This window comes from Paenibacillus sp. USHLN196 (assembly GCF_037144955.1).
Lineage (GTDB): Bacteria > Bacillota > Bacilli > Paenibacillales > Paenibacillaceae > Paenibacillus > Paenibacillus xylanexedens_C.
Genome location: NZ_JBBCYH010000004.1, coordinates 518,604 through 539,016 on the forward strand (window position 1 = coordinate 518,604; position 20,413 = coordinate 539,016).

The 20,413-nt window shown below is 47.7% G+C and carries 11 protein-coding genes and 1 pseudogene; 8 read left to right on the forward strand and 4 right to left on the reverse strand.

The window, feature by feature from the left end; translation table 11 throughout:
• Positions 1-43: 43 nt before the first annotated feature.
• From WFI24_RS12305 to WFI24_RS12315, 3 genes are all read right to left on the reverse strand, one after another.
• The gene (locus WFI24_RS12305) at positions 44-1,057 is read right to left on the reverse strand and encodes a hypothetical protein (protein WP_336761067.1); all 1,014 of its coding nucleotides are present in this window, start codon (positions 1,055-1,057) and stop codon (positions 44-46) included.
• Positions 1,058-1,209: 152 nt separating this feature from the next.
• Positions 1,210-2,403, reverse strand: a complete 1,194-nt coding sequence (locus tag WFI24_RS12310) for a YqhG family protein (RefSeq protein WP_336761069.1) — start codon at positions 2,401-2,403, stop codon at positions 1,210-1,212.
• Between the two features lie 3 nt (positions 2,404-2,406).
• Positions 2,407-4,167: a DEAD/DEAH box helicase gene (locus WFI24_RS12315; RefSeq protein ID WP_336761071.1), complete on the reverse strand. Its 1,761-nt coding sequence runs from the start codon at positions 4,165-4,167 to the stop codon at positions 2,407-2,409.
• A gap of 385 nt (positions 4,168-4,552) precedes the next feature.
• Here WFI24_RS12315 and WFI24_RS12320 point away from each other — a divergent pair, with 385 nt between their 5' ends.
• Positions 4,553-7,153 carry an adenosylcobalamin-dependent ribonucleoside-diphosphate reductase gene (locus WFI24_RS12320; protein ID WP_336761265.1) on the forward strand — a complete coding sequence of 867 codons (2,601 nt, stop codon included), beginning with the start codon at positions 4,553-4,555 and terminating at the stop codon, positions 7,151-7,153.
• An 83-nt stretch (positions 7,154-7,236) separates the two neighbouring features.
• On the opposite strand, the pseudogene catA reads toward WFI24_RS12320, so the two are convergent.
• Positions 7,237-7,883 (reverse strand): annotated as a pseudogene (gene catA, locus WFI24_RS12325) (type A chloramphenicol O-acetyltransferase).
• Positions 7,884-8,549: 666 nt separating this feature from the next.
• Between catA and WFI24_RS12330 the strand changes: the two are divergent.
• The 7 genes from WFI24_RS12330 (at position 8,550) to WFI24_RS12360 (ending at position 20,219) form a co-directional block, all read left to right on the forward strand.
• Positions 8,550-10,634, forward strand: coding sequence for an acyltransferase family protein (locus tag WFI24_RS12330; RefSeq protein ID WP_336761073.1), 2,085 nt, complete (start codon positions 8,550-8,552; stop codon positions 10,632-10,634).
• A 258-nt stretch (positions 10,635-10,892) separates the two neighbouring features.
• Positions 10,893-12,206, forward strand: coding sequence for an extracellular solute-binding protein (locus WFI24_RS12335; protein ID WP_336761074.1), 1,314 nt, complete (start codon positions 10,893-10,895; stop codon positions 12,204-12,206).
• A 185-nt stretch (positions 12,207-12,391) separates the two neighbouring features.
• The gene (locus WFI24_RS12340; RefSeq protein WP_336761076.1) at positions 12,392-13,273 is read left to right on the forward strand and encodes a carbohydrate ABC transporter permease; all 882 of its coding nucleotides are present in this window, start codon (positions 12,392-12,394) and stop codon (positions 13,271-13,273) included.
• Positions 13,274-13,288: 15 nt separating this feature from the next.
• Entirely contained in the window at positions 13,289-14,164 is an 876-nt protein-coding gene (locus tag WFI24_RS12345) for a carbohydrate ABC transporter permease (protein WP_442956218.1), read from the forward strand.
• Between the two features lie 30 nt (positions 14,165-14,194).
• Complete coding sequence (locus WFI24_RS12350) at positions 14,195-15,973, forward strand: sensor histidine kinase (protein ID WP_336761077.1); 1,779 nt, start codon at positions 14,195-14,197, stop codon at positions 15,971-15,973.
• Positions 15,970-17,553 carry a helix-turn-helix domain-containing protein gene (locus tag WFI24_RS12355; protein WP_336761079.1) on the forward strand — a complete coding sequence of 528 codons (1,584 nt, stop codon included), beginning with the start codon at positions 15,970-15,972 and terminating at the stop codon, positions 17,551-17,553. Before WFI24_RS12350 ends, WFI24_RS12355 begins: the two co-directional genes overlap by 4 nt.
• 89 nt (positions 17,554-17,642) lie before the next feature.
• Positions 17,643-20,219 (forward strand): beta-mannosidase, encoded by a 2,577-nt coding sequence (locus WFI24_RS12360; protein WP_336761080.1) that lies wholly within the window; start codon positions 17,643-17,645, stop codon positions 20,217-20,219.
• Positions 20,220-20,413: the final 194 nt, after the last annotated feature.

Genomic DNA, 20,413 nt, shown 5'->3' on the forward strand with positions numbered 1-20,413 from the left:
CGCAACCCCTTTGAAAGATGGGAAGGCGTCTTATTTGTTATGGTCAACGCTTCACGATGTAAAATTGACCATCTTGTTGCAAAGTGCTTAATGGGACAAAGCGTTGAATGAATGGTTTTCCGCCTAGAGCTACATATAGAATGGACCCGTCTTCCTGATCTGTATGCCATAGCTGATAACCGCTAACGGGGAGAGGTCCGCCGTATACGACGTTACGATCATCTGCTGAGAAGACAATCTCCTGATTTTCCCCGTGCTGTATCACATCTTGTGCCAGGTTGGCATCAACAGGCTTGGATGTAATCCACAACAGATTGTCCGCCGGATTGAAGACAGGTCGCAGATGAAGCGGATCGACCGATAAAGGTGAAGTAGTGGATAAATCAGTAACAGTAACGCTGGCTGAGACCTGGTTGGCGTTAGACTCCAGTCGATTCAAGAATTCTGATGGTAGTAAATCGCCATTCGTAGCATCAATATAAAGTGCGGGTTGATTCGGTCGCTCCAATTTCCAGTACGCCAGCAGAGGGAGAGCATAATTAGAATGAAGCTCTCCTCCGCTGGCAAGTAATGCATCAAGATTCACATGTTGTCTATTTAAGGCTTGTCCAAGAAGTACGCTGTTGTACGGTGACTGCTCTCCTTGACCGTATTCACTAAGCTTCATCTGTCCCTGTTCTGTTGCTGTAATAATCATATATCCGATGGGTTTTCCTTCAAATGTAGCTTGTACGAGCCAGCTATGTGTACCGGGGCCAAGAGGGTAGAAGTGCAGATCGGCGTTCTTCCAATTGGATTCGGCGTTAGCTGTGCCGAGTGCAGCAGCTTGGTACTCTGCAAACTGCTGTACTTCAACGGGAGCTGACTTATTATTCTGAGCTGTACGAGTTTCAGAGTCATACTCTGTTGATTGTGCAAGCGTTGGTGAAGAGATTGTTTTATCTTCTGCATCTGCAATCGACCAGAAGGGAAGCAGGGCAACACAACTGAGTAAGACCAAGGTCATGCATGTTGTTCTTCGGGCACTGTTCCACCTTAAATGAAAGAATTGTTTCAATTAAACACCTTCTTTTCAAGTATCCGTTACCTAATTGGTTCTAATTTCATTCTAGGGGACAGGCTATGCAAAGGATGCTGCAACATGTCGGGCGGCTGATCATGAATAAACACTACTTTTGCCAGCATTTGCAGGAAAAGTAGTGTCTTCGTCTATCTTAAGTGAAACATGCCGCTACTAATGGCAGTCACTTTCACTTTGGGCTCATATTGCCAGATCATTTCCGTTCGACGTGTCTCGTATTGCAATTTCATGGCTTCACGATCCATTACCGCCTGTTTTGCTTTCTCTTCCTCGGCATCTGTCTCGGAATCGACCTGTACTGCGGCCTCTGCCGCCAGTTCTACATCGGCTCCAATGGATTCAGCGTTGGTTATACCGATAAGTGGCTTCGATGGTACAGGTGGCTTACGATTAGGTTGGACATTCTCCGTGCCTGATGCCAAGTTGTCCGTTGTTTCTACCTCAGGCGTATCTTCTCGAAGTACAGCTTCATAGTATGTGTCCAACACGTCCAGCTCCAGATCAAGTCGCTCTTGGGCTTTCTCTGCCCAGCTATAATCAAGTTCCAGTAAGCGGTTCGTCAAATGAGATTCCAAAGCAGCTCCGGCATCCAATAACGAAACTTTAGCTGCCTGCACATGCATGTTCTCCGCGAGCCTCGGACTGAGGTCGCGTCGATTCAGCTTGGTCCCGAACTTCTCTATAATTTCACCCGAACGAAGGGAGATGCCAAGAAAATGTAATTCCTCCCGTTTCAAGTCACAGGCGAATTCCACCTTGAAACAGACACCGAGCCAAGGCTCATATACGGCCGGCGCTGTAGCGCGTAATTGTCGTTTGGCTGCCTGCTCGAACAGGTTCACGAAGGCACCGCCTTCACGGGCAGCGCCAAAAATCTGTTGTAATCTGCGGCTTCCGTACACGACATCTTCACGCAATATTCGTCCGGGTCCCAGCAGTGGCATGGATGGAGTAATGCCGAAGTATCGGCCCAAAATGGTTTCTTTCGGTGGCTCAACTGGGGGACTCCCGTTAGTGATACCATTCGTTCCGGCAGGATCAGGTGTAACCGGAGGTGAAGCCTGTGCAGCTTTGGCTTCTGCGGCTTCCATGGCTTGCTGATAGCTGTCGGGATCGAATATAAATGTAAAAGACATTGTCTCAGCGGGTGCTCCAGTTCGCTCCACAAACCCCCAATAATAAGGTCGATTAGTCAACGCTTTGTCCGCCTCAGGTGAGAGTTTGACCGTCACATGGGCAGGGGATCGCTCCATGATCTGACAATCGAGTGCTTCCAGGTAGGTGAGAACATAAGCTTGAACTTCATGCGGAGACATGGTCATCGGTCAGCTACCTCCTTTGCGAAGATCCACACTGGACAAGGGAGGTCCTTCATCTGCAACCTCACGCTGAATGGAGTTCAGCGATTGTCCGAGAGAATCCATTTTGCGACGAATATCTTCTTCATTTTGTGATTCCAGCATGATTTTGTACAAACTTTTCTCAATAGATTCTTTCTTCTCCAGCCGTTCCAGTATGACATCCAATCCACCGATGACCATCTCGAACATATTAATCTTCTCATGCAGCAGATTCAGAATGTGCTCCTCGATGGTTCCGGTTGTGGACAGATTGAAAATGTTCACGTCATTCTGCTGTCCCAGCCGATGTACACGACCGATCCGCTGCTCCACCCGCATGGGGTTCCAGGGCAGATCGAAGTTAATCATATGGTGACAAAATTGCAGATTAATGCCCTCGCCACCTGCTTCGGTTGCAATCATGGCTTGCACACGCCCGCGGAACAAGTCCATCATCCAGTCTTTTTTGCCTCGATTCATGCCACCCCGATAAGGGACAGCCGTAAGCCCGTTGTTACGGAAGTAGTTCAGCAGATACTCCTGCGTAGCCCGGTACTCGGTGAAGATAATTACTTTTTCATTCATGTTTCGAACCAGTTCCATCGTTTTCTCCGCTTTGGTGTTCTCCTTGATCGCTTTAATATGGGCAACGAGTTCCCATATCTTGTCCCGAAGGGGAGAGTCCAGCGGAAGTTTCTTCGACAGATTAACGAGTGTTACGAATACAGCATCCCGACTGCTGCACACTTCCCGTTGCAATGTGACAAGGGAGAGCATGCTGCTCAGGTTGCCGCCAGCTTCCTGATATTGGTCCTTCACAAAGGAAGTCACGCCATCGTACAACGCCTGTTCTTCAGGCGATAGTTGCAGATTCACATTGGAGACATTCCGTTTGGTAAATTGAACGGGGCCTTCACCGCGGCGGTTGCGAATCATGACTTTGGAAAGTTCGTTCTTAAGCTGTTCCTGATTTTTTGGAACGCGTTTGTCGACGACAAAGTTGGCTGCAAAATCACCCTGACGACCCAGTTGACCGGGTTTCAGCAGGTTGATCAGATTGAATAGCTCACTCATATCGTTCTGCACAGGTGTAGCTGTAAGCAAGAGACAATACTTTTTGCGCAATTTCAGCATGAATTGATAGTTGGTTGTTTTCTTGTTTTTGAGCTTATGGGCCTCGTCAATAATGATCATGTCGTAATCGGTATTCAGCAGCATATCTTTATGCGGGTCACGTTTGGCTGTATCCATGGAAGCAACGACCACTTCATTCTGCCAGGAATAAGCCTTTTTCTGGGCAATAGCAGGGATGCCAAACTTTGAATTCAACTCTCTTACCCATTGCAACACAAGAGAGGCGGGCACGAGAATAAGCACCTTGGATACGAGACCTCGAACCATATATTCTTTCAGAATGAGACCGGCTTCAATGGTTTTTCCAAGCCCCACCTCGTCGGCGAGAATGGCCCGGCCTGACATTTCAAATAATACTCTGCGTGCAGTGTCCATCTGGTGAGGGAGTGGGGTAAGGCCTTGTAGATGCTTCAAACATTGGATCTCATCAAAATTGGGAATCAGGTTGGTCTCTTCGGCCTGAATGCCAAGTTGAAAGAGTCTGTAATCCCCCCAAGGGCCTCCTTTATCCAGTCGTGATTCCAATTGATTAATCCAGCTCCGATCGAATTCCAACGGAACGGGCAGTTCGGCTACAGGTTGATTCGTGTGGTGCGGGTTTTTCCGGTTCATGGTACTTCCTCCCCTGCCATACGTGATGACGTTCTATTCGTAGGTAATAGTATGGACGAATGAGAGGCAGTTCATAACTATATAAGTTGAACTACAGTTTATTTGCACGAACACTACGATGACAGAACAACCATCCAATCGCTGTTATCCCCAGATATTTTCTGTCCCAAAAAATTCACAGATGTCGTATTCATGTGTATGAGGGTGTGTGAAAGAGTTTGTCCGAGCAGGGGAGTCTATAAAATAAGATCTGTGATAAAAGTCGCATGGAAAATCAATATATGGTGTATTATACTTAAATTATATCACTATATGTAGTGTTAAATCATATTTTATTCGTATAGTGAACCATGTAGCTGTTATTCCGGGGAGGTTGAACGTGATGATGAAATCGAACCAACGATCGTACAAATTAGAAGGACTTAGCGAAAAAATATTTCTGGACCGATACGCTTGGAAGGACGCGGACTCGAATCATGCCAAGGTCGGGGATGTTGTATTGGTATTAACGAAGGATGATCCCAAGTTCCCAACCAAGGAAGTGGGTGAAATTATAGAACGTCAGGGTCAGCTTGTACAAGTAAGGACTCGAAGTGGAGAGATCATCGAGACGAACGTAGAGAAATTGACACTCAATATAGAAAAAACACCGGAAGAGATGTGGGACCGTCTTGCCAAAGCGATGGCTTCTGTCGAATCCACAGCGAATCAGCAGGCAACGTGGGAGTCCAAGTTCCGCTCCGTGTTGGAAGACTGGAAATTAGTGCCCGGTGGCCGCATTGCTGCGGGCGCGGGGGCAAGCGATGAGCTGACACTCTTCAATTGTTATGTCATTCCGTCTCCGCAAGACAGTCGGGGTGGCATCATGAGAACCCTGACCGAGATGACCGAGATTATGGCACGCGGGGGAGGTGTAGGTATTAATCTGTCCTCTTTGCGTCCTCGCCGGGCGATGGTCAAAGGTGTTAATGGGTCATCCAGCGGTTCCGTATCCTGGGGTGGCTTGTTCAGTTATACGACCGGATTGATTGAACAGGGCGGAAGTCGCAGGGGTGCACTCATGCTGATGATGAATGACTGGCATCCGGATGTACTTGATTTTATTACCGTAAAACAAACCATGGGGCAGGTGACGAATGCCAATCTGTCTGTATGTGTGAGCAACGCATTTATGGAGGCTGTCAAGCAGGACGGAGATTGGGATCTGGTTTTCCCCGATACGAATGATCCGGACTATGACACCGAGTGGAATGGGGATATGCAGCAGTGGAAAGCCGCAGGTCATTCGGTGGTGCACTATCGGACGCTGAAGGCGCGCGAAATCTGGCATACCATTATTGAATCAGCATGGAAGTCAGCAGAGCCCGGTGTTGTGTTCATGGAGTACTATAACCAGATGTCCAATAGCTGGTACTTCAATCCGATCATCTGTACTAATCCTTGCGGGGAACAGGGCTTGCCTGGATGGGGGGTATGTAACTTGTCAGCGATCAATCTGTCCAAATTCTACGATGAAACGAATCATGATGTGGCATGGGACGAACTGGCGGAAACCACTCGCATCTCGGCGAGGTTTTTGGACAATGTCATCGATGCAACACCTTATCATTTTGAGGAAAACAGACTGAATCAGCAACGTGAACGCCGAGTTGGTCTTGGCACGATGGGACTGGCAGAGCTGATGATTAAGCTGCGTATTCGATACGGCAGCCCGGAATCCCTTAAATTTCTGGATAAACTGTATGGATTCATGGCAAAAGAGGCTTATCTGGCATCGGCGGAGATTGCAGCAGAGAAGGGGGCTTTCCCGGCTTTTGAAGCGGAACCTTATTTACAGAGTGGATTCATGAAAAACATGGTTGCAACCTATCCTGAAGTGGGAGAGGCCATTCGCAAACAGGGCATTCGAAATGTCACACTGATCACACAAGCGCCGACGGGAAGTACAGGTACGATGGTAGGCACCTCGACAGGCATTGAGCCGTATTTCGCTTTCAAGTATTTCCGTCAAAGCCGTCTAGGTTATGATGAACAGTTCGTACCGATTGCACAAGATTGGCTGGATGAGCATCCGGGTGAAGCTTTGCCGGACTATTATGTGACGGCGATGGATCTGTCGGCTGAGAATCACATCCGGGTGCAGGCTGCGATTCAGCAATGGGTGGATAGTTCGATCTCGAAGACGGCCAATTGTCCGGCTGATTTTACGGTGGAGGATACGGCTGAGCTGTACGAACTGGCCTTCGACCTTGGCTGCAAGGGAGTAACGATATACCGCGATGGCAGCAGGGATGTGCAGGTGCTATCCACTTCGAAAAAGGATAGTGCCAAGTCCGAACATGTAGATTCGTCATTAAATACTAACTCGGAGACACTTCCTGATGTATCGGTTAGTGAATTGACGAATAATGCGGAAGTGCAGGCAGGTGTTGAAACATCTGAAGAAAGCCATTCCTCTGCTACAGTGCTCGATAAACAATATAGAAGCCGTCCTCAGGTACTGCGAGGTGCGACATACAAAATCAATACACCATTCGGTATGGCCTACATCACAATCAATGATCTGGAGGGAACACCAGGTGAGATATTCCTGAACGTGGGCAAAGCGGGATCGGATGTGTTCGCCATGGCAGAGGCACTCGGTCGGGTATGCTCCCTGTTCCTGCGATACGGAGATCATGGGCACAAGGTTCAACTTCTGATTAAACATCTTAAAGGAATCGGCGGTTCGGGAGCAATTGGATTTGGAGCTAATCGTGTGGAGTCCATTGCAGATGCGGTTGCCAAAGCATTGGAAAGTCATATACAGAACGTATCTGGAGCCACACAAGAACAGAATCAAGTGGAGAGCGCATATCCAAAAGTGGAGGATCAGAAAACCTTTATCGAATCGAGAGATTTATGTCCTTCATGCGGCTCGGCATCTCTGATGAATGTGGAAGGATGCAAAACATGCAGTAACTGTGGGTATAGTAAGTGTAATTAAATCGTATTTGAAAAAAAAGAAAAAGAAAAGGCATTCCATGACTCCATCATGAAGTCAGGAATGCCTTTTCGTCATTTAGTTAATTAACACCATTCATGGCAACGATCTGCACGTGATTGCAATTCGTTAAATAGAACGCCAGCGTGATAACCGTCGCACACGGCGTGATGTAACTGAATGGACAAGGGGAGATAGACTTTATCCTCTTGTTGAACATATTTCCCCATTGTGAAAATGGGCAACAGGTAGGTTCCCTCATTATAAATATTCAGATTAAATCCAGTGAAGTTCACCCAGGGAATACTGGAAACCGGAAACGTATTCAGTGGTTCATTGGGTTTGGCGGCAAACTGTTTGTGATCTTGTAATTCTTCATATCTTCCAGATAACGAATATGGAACGTCTCGAAATCTTTATGAAATGCCGTCCAGATCGTTGAGAAACTCTTGTCATCCTCATGAAAAATCGTATAGCTCGGAGACATCTCGTCCCAGTAGCCCAATCTTCCCTCAGCATCAAAACAGGTTCGGAATTCCCTGTGTGCATTGACGACCGTAGAGATCATGTGAATAAGAGCCGGATAGAACTTCAACCCTTTAAGCTTGAGTTTGGTGATCAATAGAGTGATATCCAGATTGGCAGTTATGCTGTAGGTACATCTGACCTGATTCAAGTAGTGGTCAAAGTATGGCTTTCGATCCCACTGATCTAACACGATTGCATTAAACATATCGTTATAACCTCCTAAATTTGAATGATTCCTTCATTTAGGAGGTGTATTTCACTGATTTGACCATATCCTATCACATTCCCAGTATCGTATTTTTAGACATTGATTCCTCTCATTATAACATGATACTCATTGTTCCACCTCTAGGGTCCTAGGCAAGAAGAAGCAATTATGAGCAAAACTTTCAATCCGGTCTGACATAGGTTTATAATGGATAGTGGCTGCTGAGCAAGTCGGCAGCCTTTTGCTATGAATTCAATTGTTTCAATGGATGTGTGCGTGGGTATGCTGGTATGCGCAAATGGGTCAGGTAATTTTATCCACTCGATGAAAAGTACTATATTTCACGACAAAATTAGAGTATGATTTTACAGCTGTATGAGCTGGCAGGAAAGGTTACATCGGTTTAAACGTGAACCCACGATGAATATAAAGAATATCGTCATGATTAGAACTTAATGGACAGGCAACACGTCTTCTTTAAGATAATAGAATTTACCCAGAATGTAGCATCATCGGATAGTGCTTCGATCAGAAGCTGTCCTTATGTTGTAAATGAAAGATGGAAGGTGCAATACGTATGTTAATGACAACCAGAACGATCAGGAGTTTCCTTTTGCCCCAAACACCGAAGTTGTTGACTCACAGTAACAAGGAGGGGCATGCATGTCACAATCGTCTAATAACAAACGACATATGAACGGACTGGATGGCTTGCGAGCCATCGCTGTACTTGCGGTAATCGCATATCATCTGAATTTGGATTTTATTCCGGGCGGACTGCTCGGTGTAGGTATATTTTTTGTTCTCTCAGGATACTTAATTACAGATATTCTCGTGTCACAGTGGCAGGAGCATGGACGCATTTCACTCGGTGATTTCTGGGTAAGGCGGGTAAGACGCCTGCTTCCAGGCATGTTGACCATGACAGCTGGAGTGATGATCTGGCTGGTCTGCACAGATCCATCCCGACTTGCTGCGCTTCGTGGCGATATCGTATCGGGCGTATTATACATAAGCAATTGGTGGTATATCTTTCACAACGTTTCCTATTTCGAAAGTTTTGGACCGCCATCACCGTTTGGACATTTCTGGTCGCTGGCTGTGGAAGAGCAATTTTATCTGATATGGCCTCTTCTGCTGATCGCAGCAATCGTAGTGTTCAAGAGAAAGGGATGGCTGGTCGTGTTCATTGTCGTTGCAGCTGAATTGTCTGCGGGAGCAATGGCCATCATGTATAATCCGGATCTGGACCCGAGCCGTGTATATTATGGAACAGACACGCGGGCATTTGCCCTGTTAGCAGGTTCTGCTCTTGCTGTGGTTTGGCCTAGTCGCAAGCTGTCGAACTCTCTGCCTAGCATGAACCGACTTGTGCTCGACGTGTTAGGACTCGCTGCACTTGCATGGTTGATCTATATGATGCTGAATAGCAGTGAATATGATCCGTTTCTGTATCAAGGAGGAATGGTGCTTCAGGCCATTGCAACGACGTTACTGGTAGCGGTACTAGCGCATCCTTCGTCTTCCCTGGCCCGCATCATTGGAGCGAAGCCACTACGCTGGATCGGAGAGCGATCCTACGGATTATATCTGTGGCATTATCCCGTTATTATTCTAACCAATCCCGCGGTGGATACGGGAGGAGCGCATCCTGTACGAATTATTTTACAGGTTGCTGCAACGGTTGTGCTGGCTTCATTGTCCCTAAAATATATTGAAAATCCGATTCGGTACAATGGATTCCGTGATTCTTGGTCCCGGTTATGGGGAAGAGGACGACCATCAATCAGCATACGAAACGTATGGTGGAAGCGGGCGGGTCTGTTGATGACGATTCTGCTTCTAACCTATACGGTATCTCAGATGATGGTCTCGCATGCAGCGAATTCTGATTCCCATGCGATGTCGATGTCCAATATATTGAATGGAGAGAATTCCGTAGCGGAGGAACAGGGACAGGATGTTGTACCAGCTACAACAGCAACGTCAGACTCAGGTCAAACGAACGATTCTCTTCGTCATCAACCGGAACCTAGCCCGAAGCATGATCTGGACAAAAATGAGAAGCCGACAGGAGAGTCTGCCCCAGACTCCAAACCAGGCGATCAGGATACTTCAGTGGATACTGGCAAGGATGATCAGTCTGAAGATAAGCCGGCTGATGACTCCGTGACTTCCGAGAATGATGCTGCGGGAGACGCTGAAGCGAAACCATCCGATAGTACGGATGATATACCTGATGCATCTCAGGAAAATGAAGAAACAGCGCCTCCTGCCCAAGATGGCAAGGTTCATTATTCCATTATTGGAGATTCGGTAATTTTGGATGCAAAACCGTATTTGGAACAAAGTATATCGGGAGTGTACGTGGACGGACATGTCGGCCGTCAGATGTGGGAGGCAGCCGATGTATTGGAAGGCTTGAAGCGAAACAACCAAATGGGCAGCAAAGTGGTGCTGGAGCTTGGGACGAATGGTTCATTTAACTCCAAAAACTTGAATGCTGTGCTTGATTACCTTAAGGATGAGGATCAGGTATATCTGGTTACTGTGCGTGTACCTCGCCCATGGGAGCGAACGGTTAACAGGGCATTGAATGAGGCAGCATCCAGCTACAGCAATGTCTCGTTGATTGATTGGAATAGTGCAAGTGAAGGACATGACGAATATTTTGAAAAAGATGGTGTACATCTTACTACGGAAGGATCGGAAGCTTTTGCAGAACTGGTGAAAAACAGTATCAAATAATATTCAATCCGTATCTAATAAGATTTAGCACTTATTCGTTTCATATATAGCTTGGGTTAAGCCACCCATGGCGGGTACAAGAAAGAGCTCTCATGATGAGAGCTCTTTTTATATGTTGTTAATAATGGTTCAGCAAAGTACGCTCCGGAGAGGGTAACCGATATTTTTCACCCCTGCATCCGTGGATCGTCACCTTACGGTATGATAGCGTTACCAATTACAATAAGTGTATTCAAATCGCCGAGGGGGATTATAGAGATGTTGAAAAAATGGCTTTCGGGTTTCCTGGCAATAGCGTTGTTCTCCATTATTCTTGCTGGCTGTGCTGGCGGGGACACTTCAGAAGGAGGCAGCGGCAATGACAAAGTAACCGTCACACTTTGGCACAACTGGACCGGACAGGATGCGAAGGCGGTTGCGATGCGCAAAATTATTGAAGATTTCCGCGCGGCGCATCCAGATATTGAAGTTGTGGATGAAGGCTTGCCAACAGATGGTCTCAAAACCCGGCTTCGCACGGTGGCAGCTGCCAACGAGATGCCAGACCTATTCGTGATGTGGCCGGATGCCATGACCAAGGAATTTGTGAAAGGTGACCTGTTACAGCCCATTAATGCAGAGCTGGACGCGAAGCCGGAGTGGAAAGACAACTTTATCCCGAATGCACTGGATGGATACACTGTGGACGGGAATATCTACTCCGTGCCGATGAATCTGGCGCCAAGTTCCTTCATTTATTACAATGAAGCTCTCTTCAAACAGTACAATGTGAAAGTGCCTGAGACGTGGGCGGAATTAGAACAGGCAATTGCTACATTTAATCAAAATAAAGTCATTCCCATGGCACTTGGCAACAAGGCTAACTGGGTAGCTCAATCAACGATATTCAGTACACTGGCTGATCGGATTACCGGCACAGACTGGTTCCTGAAAGCGGCAGCACAAGAGGGTGCAAGCTTTACCGATCCACAATTTATTGAAGCCCTGAACAAGATGCAGGAGTTAGGCAACACCAAAGCATTCCAGGATGGATTCAACAGTATCGATGAGACGCAGATGATGCAGCTATATTTCCAAGGTAAGGCAGCGATGGTCATGAACGGCGGATGGGCCTTGGCAAATCTGGTGAACAATGCACCTGAAGAGGTATTGAACAACACGCATATTACGATTCTTCCTCCAGTGGACGGAGGTCAGGGTGAACCAAGAACAACATCCGGTGTTGTGGGAACCGGGTTGGGTGTAAGTAAGAAGCTGAGCGGTGCACAAAAAGAGGCAGCGATGGAGTTGTTCTACGCACTGGCAGGACCTGACGGTCAGAAGGCCACATTGGATAGCAGTACATTGGTGAGTTACAAGATTGATCTGGACAAAACCAAGGCACATCCATTGTTCGTTGAATTATATGATCTGATGCAGGAAGTGAAGATCACGCCAGTATACGATTCCAAGCTGGGATCGGCAACGGTTGAGGTAATTAATAATGCGTTGCAAGAGTTGCTTATGGGCGGCAAGGCCGAAGACATTGCAGCTAAGATTCAGGCGGCTCAAGCCAATGCCGTTAGTCAGTAACGATTCGTCGAACTAGACAGCGATTACGATTGTACAGCTTGACGATGAAGAACCAATGAACTTATCACATCACATATTAGCTGGTTATCCGTTAGAACCCCTTCCCGGCAGGGGAGGGGTTTTAAGTATGGATGAGATAGTCAGTTGCAAGTTGAGAAAGGCATTCAAGGAGGGGAAGTGAACAGATGAACGCACTGCGAAGTCGGCGTTTTATTATGCTGGGGCTGGCCCCGGCAGTCATCATTTATGCATTGTTTGTATTTGTACCGGTCGTGTGGTCAGCGTACTACGGTTTCTTCAATTGGTCCGGCATTGGGGCATCCAAATATATTGGTGTGGATAATTACATTGAGATCTGGCATGATCCTGTATTTTGGCGGGCACTGAAAAATAACGTTATCTTCGTGCTGGCATCTGTATTTGGACAAATTCCGTTAGCGCTGATGTTGGCGGTCATATTACACAAAAGTAATCCATTGCAGCGGTTTCTGCGTTCAGCGGTATTTCTGCCGATGGTGTTATCCACTGTCGTTATCGGAATGATCTGGCAGTATATTTATCATCCACAGATCGGGATATTGAACTTTCTGCTGGATGCACTGGGGCTGGAGAGTTGGAAGCTGCAATGGCTGTCTGATGACAAGATTGCAATTTTCTCATTGGTACCGCCGTTGCTCTGGAGCTTTGTTGGGTTGTATCTGATTATCTTTATCTCAGCGCTGCAGAATATTCCCGGTGAGATTCATGATGCTGCCAAAATAGACGGTGCTTCAGGAATCCGGAAGCTGGTATCGGTCTCTTTACCCATGATCTGGGGAACAGTTCAGGTTGCCATCATTCTATGTATTTCGGGTAGCCTCAAATCATTCGATCTGGTCTACATCATGACCAAGGGTGGTCCGGCGCATGCCACAGAACTACTCGCTACGTATATGTACAATTCCACGTTTACCACATACCGTTATGGCTTCGGAAGTGCCATCTCGACGACCATCGTACTGATCTCGTTACTGCTGATCGGAACAAGCCAGTGGGTAACCAGTCGCAAACGAAGAGAGAACCATTAGAGAGGGGGAGCTATAATGCGCGTGACACCTGTATCCATGCCATCACCACGAAGTGGCTCGGGTCATCCGATTCGACGTCTTCGCAGCGGAATTGTTTGGACGCTGCTGACGGTCTATGGTATTTTAACATTGTATCCGTTCTACTGGCTCGTGATTAGTGCGTTCAAAACGAATGAAGATTTCTATAGCAGGCCTTTCGGTCTGCCTGAAAACTGGAACGTAGCCAATTTCAGCAATGCATGGGAAAGCTCCAAGCTAGGGACCGCTTTTAACAATTCACTCATTGTATCAGTTGGATCATTAATTCTGACGCTGTTTATTGCAGCGCTGGCTTCATTCATCCTGGCCCGCTTCCAGTTTCGCTGGAAAGGGTTGATCATGACTTTCTTTGTTGTAGGCATGCTCATACCGATCCATAGTACACTTGTCCCTTTATTCATTCTGATGAAACAGATGTCATTGCTGAATACGTACTGGGCATTAATCTTACCGTATACGGCCTTTGCATTACCTACGGCTATTTTCGTGCTTACTGCCTATTTAACAAGTGTTCCACGTGACATTGAAGAGGCGGCTTTTATTGATGGAACAGGCCTCTGGGGGCTGTTTACCCGAATTATGCTGCCGATGTCTGTCCCTGCGTTGTCCACGGTGACGATCCTGAGTTTCCTGCATGCGTGGAATGACTTTTCATTTGCGCTTGTGTTCATCAACAAAACCGGATTGAAAACGTTACCGCTGGCGATTGCGAACTTTGCGGATGGATATCAGACGGATTACGGATTAACGCTTGCTGCCATGACCCTTTCGGTCATTCCAACCATTATTCTGTATCTTATATTCCAGGAACAGGTTATGAAAGGCATGACCGCAGGAGCTGTCAAAGGGTAAGCGAAAGCGCATCCAGAGGAGGAGAAACGTTTGGCACGCTGGCTCACATCTTCGTTACAAAGGAAGCTATCCGTCGTTGTGACGGCTTCAATGATTGTGCCTTTGCTGGCCTTGGGCCTGTTCGCCTTTCTGATCTCTTCCCGCATCACAGAGCAAAAAACAAAGCTGTCCGGCATGGATACGCTGAAACAGGTAGAAGCCAATCTTCGTTATATGTTGCAGGATGCCGAGAATCTCTCCATTTTCCTGATTGGAGAACGGGACATCCAGCAGTATCTTAGCCACAATGAAGATCATGAGCTGGACCGGGTGGATATTCTGGGCAGGATGACCAATCTGGCGGCTTCCAAGAAATATATTGCGAACATCGCCATATATCCAAGTCGATTCGATGCCACATTGTCTACGGCTACCTGGTATGAATCCAATAATTCAAGCTTATCTTATCCACCGGTACCGAGCGGAGAAGCAGTGAAAAAATGGACGGGGGTATATCCGGTCCAGAATTATGCGGGTATACAAAATGTGATCACATTGGTTCGACCGATCCGCAGTATCCATGATTATCGACCCATCGGCTGGCTGGCGATCAGTCTGGATGAGAAGGCCATATCCAAGGGATGGGCTGCTCTGGGATTAGGCAGAGGGCAGGGCAGACTGGAACTCATCGGCAGTTCGGGAGAGATCTTGTCTTCCATGGACAAATCCCGGCTTGGACTTAAGCTGGAACAGGTCGAACCAGGAGTCACAACGTTAATTCAGGGTGGCGGTAACGGAACAACCACATATGGCAGTGGTGAGGATAAACGGACGTTGCTCTATTATCCAGAAGAACTGACCGGTTGGACGTTGGTTGGAACGGTTCCTTATGACCAGTACAAGTCGGAGAATCGGTATATCCTTATTCTAACCGGGTGTGCTGTTGCGATGTCTGCTGTGATTAGTGCTGGATTGGTCTGGTTCACGGTGCGGCGTGTGACGAGGCCGCTTCGTGTACTTACCCGGCATCTGTCTCGAATTGATCCGGAACGCCCGCTTCCTTTGTTTCGGTCTGAAAGTGATGACGAGATCGGCAGGCTTGGGGAGAGTTACAATCTGCTCGGTGCACATATTCAGTTGTTGAAGGAAGAGGTTATTCGGGGCGAAGCCCGCAAAAAAGAAGCGGATCTTCGAGTGCTTCAGGCGCAGATTAACCCGCACTTTCTCTATAACACGCTCTCTTCGATTCACTGGATTGCCTTAATGTCTGAAGAGAAGAGAATTGCGGATATGGTGGAGGGCTTGAGTGATTTTCTGCGTATCAGCTTGAACAATGGTCAGGATTACTGCCCTGTGGAACAGGAGATTGCTCATATTCGTCATTATGTGCGTGTGCAGTCCATTCGTTTCCCGGATCAATTTGTCTTGCATTATATCGTAGATCCGGCATTAGAGCAGCTTATGATGCTGAAATTGCTCCTGCAGCCGCTCGTCGAGAATGCCATGATTCACGGCATTCAGCCCAAAGCGGCTATGGGAACCATCACCATTATGATTCGCAAGGATCCAGAGAATGAACAGATGAATGTGCTGGTGCTGGATGATGGTGTCGGCATGGAGCCGAGCAAGCTGGAGCAATTAAGGATAAGCATTGTTCAGACGGGAAAACAGACGGAAAGGCAACTAACCCAAGGGGGTTATGGGCTCTGTAATGTGAACGAGAGACTGCTGCTTCATTATGGACCGGAAGCGCAGCTCGAAGTGGATAGCAGGGTTGGTGGCGGTACCCGCATTTCGTTTTCCATTCCAATCTTGGAGGGAGCGCCATGAGACTATTAATTGTTGATGATGAAGTCATTATTCGGACAGGACTTGCCAGTGTAATCGCATGGCATGAACTTGGAATTGAATTACTTCAACCTGCTGCCTCGGCAGAGGAGGCGTTAATGCGCATGGCGGAGGAACGTCCACATATCCTGATGACGGATATCCGGATGACAGGCAGATCGGGTCTGGAACTGGCAGAAGAGGGACTGCGATTGCTACCTGAGCTGGAGGTTATTATTTTATCCGGATACGATGACTTTTCTTATGCACAGCAGGCGATTCGCCAAGGTGTTACCGATTATTTGCTCAAAACAAGCAAGCCGGAGGAGATTATCAAGACCGTATTACAGGCCAAACAGCGAATAACAGAACGTTGGGCAGAGAAGTCCAGAGAGGGACAGCTCTTGCGGGAGAATCGGGAGCGGTTGTTTGCCGGATGGATTATTGATGGTGATATCTCTTCTGGTCCTTGTCCATCGTTCTTGCAGTCTGGTGTACAGAAGGAAGCGGTCAATGGTTTGAACGATGAACAGATTCTCAGACAAGTCATGGTTCTACGAGCAGAGGGCTGGGATCGTTCTTCGGATGCACTATTACGATTTGCGGTGCAAAACACACTGGAGGATCTGCTGCCAGGAGCCATTGCGCATGTAGAGAAGCAGCAAATTATCTGTGTTGTCTCATGGCCGCTGGTGGAACAGGAATATCCATTCAGGCTGGAGAGTGCATTACGTCGGGTGGAGCAATTATTGAAGTGCACCTTGCGTGCAGCAATAGGTCTGCCAGTTCATAGATCTGCAGATCTGCACGAGAGCTATAGAACCGCTTCAGCGGCATTCCGATATCGGAGTTTGATTGATTATAAAATATGGCATTATCAGCACATTCAGGACCGTCAAGGTGGCAAAACCGTACTTACGCAAGAAGAGGAGACCGTACTCGGCACACTGCTGCTGGATAATGATTCGGTCACGTTAACGACATGGACACGAGAACTTGTGGCCAATCTTATAGCAGAACCGGAAGTCACACCAGAATCGTTCGGTGCCTGTCTGCAATCTGCCGTTATTGCAGGTCATCGCTGGCTGACTCGTACGATGCGAGCTATAGGACGTGAAGAATCCGCAAGGCTGGAACCCTGGTTGCCAGAACCGGATGCAGATGCTGTGGAACTTGGGGATATGCTGTTCCATCATCTGTATGGTGTGATGCATGCCTATCATAGTCGCATGGGTCAGGGGCAGGCTGCACATGTGCAAAAGGCGATAGGTTATATTGAGTCTTCATTGGCTCAGGATATTAATCTGCAGCAGGTAGCTGGACATGTTCATTTGCATCCGGGCCACCTCAGTGAGTTGTTTAAAAAAGAAATGGGTGTGACTTTCGGTGATTTTGTCACCGACACGCGTATACGAAGGGCAATGGATATGCTGGCGGTGTCTCCAGCGAAGGTCAGTGAGGTCGCTGCCATCAGTGGCTACGAAGATGTGAAATATTTTAGCAGGCTTTTCAAAAAACATACGGGCAAGACCCCGAGTGAATATCGCGAGGAGGCAATGTCGTTCAAGCCTTCAGGAAGTTAAAGTGAGCAGATTACGAAGCATGTTTTGTATTTCTGCAAACGTTTTCGATGTGGCATAACTCAGGGATCTTGGGGAGCGAGGGCGTAATTATGAAGAACCTTAGTTCAAGTCAGGATATATCGGGACAATGGAAGATACAGCATTTTGATGTTGGGGAGAAGCGGGCAATGGATGTGGCAGCTGCTGCACTGGATGATCGCTTCTGGATTGGGGCTGAAGTGCCCGGAGATGTACACGCTGCATTGGTTGAGCGAAGTATCATTGATCCACCCTATTACGGACATAATGATGCCAAAAGTCGCTGGATTGAGCAAAAGGAATGGTGGTACCGTACAACCTTCAATGTCGTGAGAGATGCAGAGACGGAGGAGCACTTTGAACTGGTGTTTGAAGGGTTGGATACGTTTGCAACGGTCTACGTCAATGGCCATGAAGTTGGAAAAACGGCCAATATGCTCATGTCACATACGTTTAATGTCACATCTCTGGTGCGCAACGGCTGGAATGCGATTGCTGTCAAGTTTGATCCACTCCACCTGCATCACCGAGACAAAGAGACCTTCGACTGGTCCTCGTATACGAAGGAACGGCCGTGGCTGCGCAAGGCGGCGATGAACTTTGGATGGGATTGGGGTCCACGCATGGTTACGGTAGGCATCTGGGGTGCAGTACGGCTGGAAAAACGAACAATCGCCAAGCTTGAAAGTGTGTATGCTCGAACGGAATCAGTCAGTACAGAGCTGGCTGTCTTACATGTCACGGCGGATGTGAAGTCCGTCTTGTCTTTCCGTAACAGACAGAAACGGGAGCAAGCTGTGGTTATGTCCTGTCATGTTCGTCTGCAGGATCGCAGCGGAAACGAGGTGGCAGGTGCCACTGTACTGCCTGTAGAAGGTGGTAAGGCAGATATCACATTGAACGTAACGTCACCTCAGTTATGGTGGACTCATGATCTGGGTGACCCTTATCTGTACACACTGGAGGTTACATTGTACGCAGATGGCGTTGAGGTGGATCGTTATAGCGAACATTATGGGATACGAACGATTGAACTGGCTCTTCACAATGAACGGGGTGAGGATGCATTTGCTTTTATCCTGAACGGAGTCAAGATCTACGCCAAGGGAGCCAACTGGATTCCGGCTGATCATCTGATTGGAGCCATCCCGAACTCCCGATATCGTGAGCTTGTCGAGCTGTCGGTGGAAGGGCATATGAACATGTTGCGAGTCTGGGCGGGTGGTATATATGAGAAGGATGTCTTCTACGATGAGTGTGATCGGCAAGGGGTGTTGGTGTGGCAGGATTTTGCATTCGCGAATGCATTGTTCCCGGATTTCAATCGTGATTTCATGGACAACGTACGGCAAGAGGTAGAAAACAACGTGCTGCGCCTTCGGAACCGTGCCTCGCTTGCCCTCTGGTGTGGGAATAATGAAATAGATTGGCTCTATGATATGAAGTCTGCAAGTGGAGATATTACCAGCCCGTTCTACGGTGAACTGATCTATCATGAGCTGATCCCTGAAGTGTTGGAGCGCTTGGATCTGTCCCGTCCATACTGGCCTTCTTCGCCGTTCGGGGACAGCAACGGTCAGGACGCCAATGATCCCGATGTTGGGGATCGCCACAACTGGCAGGTATGGCACGGCTCTGTCTATCCAAGGAAGCATGGAGAGCCACCGCTGCTGGACTACAGTATTGAAGGTGTAACGTTCAAAAATTATAAAAAGGATTATGCGCTGTTCAGCAGTGAATTCGGTATGCACGCCTCAGCTAACCGCTACACGCTGGAGAAAAATATGCCCGCAGGTCAGTTTTACTGGGGCAGCCCGGAGATGGCCTACCGTAACAAGGATACCAATCATCAAAAAGGGATTCTGCTAATGGAGGGTTATACAGGCATTCCGCAAGATATAGAAGAGTATATGAACTACTCCATGCTCACTCAAGCAGAAGGGCTGCGATATGGAATTGAACATTTCCGGCGCATCAATCATCGCAACAGCGGAGCACTTGTGTGGCAATTGAACGATAGTTGGCCAGGAACAAGCTGGTCCATGATTGACTATGAGCTGTTGCCGAAGGCATCCTTTTATTACGGGAAAATATTCTTTCATCCTGTCCTATTGTCACTGGAGCATGAACCGGGTGAGCCGCTTGCGTTGTGGGTCGTGAACGATACGCAGGACGTCTTGAAAGGCGAGCTTCAACTCAATGTCTATGCATTGAATGGAGAGAAGATCTACTCATGCTCACATGCTGTTGAAGTAACATCCCAATCCTCACTGTGTATTGCCGAACTAAATGAAGTAGAGGTGCTACAGGGTAGACGTGCGGAGGAAGTAATGGTTGAGTTGGTATCCGAAGGGTTTGCGGCACCGAGCAATCGATACTTCTTGCGTGATCCGAAGGATGTGACATTGCCGGAGTCTCAATTGAGCGTGCATGTGAACGAAGAGGAGCAGTCTGTAACGGTTACGGCCAGTGGTGCGATTGCACGATTGGTGAAGCTGGAGCTTCCCCTTGGACGTGTCCGATTCAGTGACAACTATTTTGATCTGCTCCCCGGTGAGAGCCGGACGGTAAGACTTCGTCATCCGGAGCAAACGTCTCTGCCTCTGACCGAACTTCGTGTCAGTGCCATGAACGGCAGAGAAGGGTGAGATAACAGACTTCGATTATTATTCGAGGCTTAAGGTGGTATTCCTGATCAGGGATGCCGCCTTTTTTGTTGAGACTAGGTAAGACAACTTCGCTAGGTCAGGCTATTTATCCCTATTTCATAAACGATAGCTTTCAGTCAGGGTTCACATTGTGGGACATTCGGGTTAGAATGATAGAGAGAAAACGTTTTCAT

Coding starts and splice junctions, on each gene's coding strand:
- WFI24_RS12330 (WP_336761073.1), top strand. CDS start 8,550: ATGTCACAATCGTCTAATAACAAACGACATATGAACGGACTGGATGGC.
- WFI24_RS12360 (WP_336761080.1), top strand. CDS start 17,643: ATGAAGAACCTTAGTTCAAGTCAGGATATATCGGGACAATGGAAGATA.
- WFI24_RS12315 (WP_336761071.1), bottom strand. CDS start 4,167: ATGAACCGGAAAAACCCGCACCACACGAATCAACCTGTAGCCGAACTG.
- WFI24_RS12340 (WP_336761076.1), top strand. CDS start 12,392: ATGAACGCACTGCGAAGTCGGCGTTTTATTATGCTGGGGCTGGCCCCG.
- WFI24_RS12310 (WP_336761069.1), bottom strand. CDS start 2,403: ATGACCATGTCTCCGCATGAAGTTCAAGCTTATGTTCTCACCTACCTG.
- WFI24_RS12320 (WP_336761265.1), top strand. CDS start 4,553: ATGAAATCGAACCAACGATCGTACAAATTAGAAGGACTTAGCGAAAAA.
- WFI24_RS12335 (WP_336761074.1), top strand. CDS start 10,893: ATGTTGAAAAAATGGCTTTCGGGTTTCCTGGCAATAGCGTTGTTCTCC.
- WFI24_RS12345 (WP_442956218.1), top strand. CDS start 13,289: ATGCGCGTGACACCTGTATCCATGCCATCACCACGAAGTGGCTCGGGT.
- WFI24_RS12355 (WP_336761079.1), top strand. CDS start 15,970: ATGAGACTATTAATTGTTGATGATGAAGTCATTATTCGGACAGGACTT.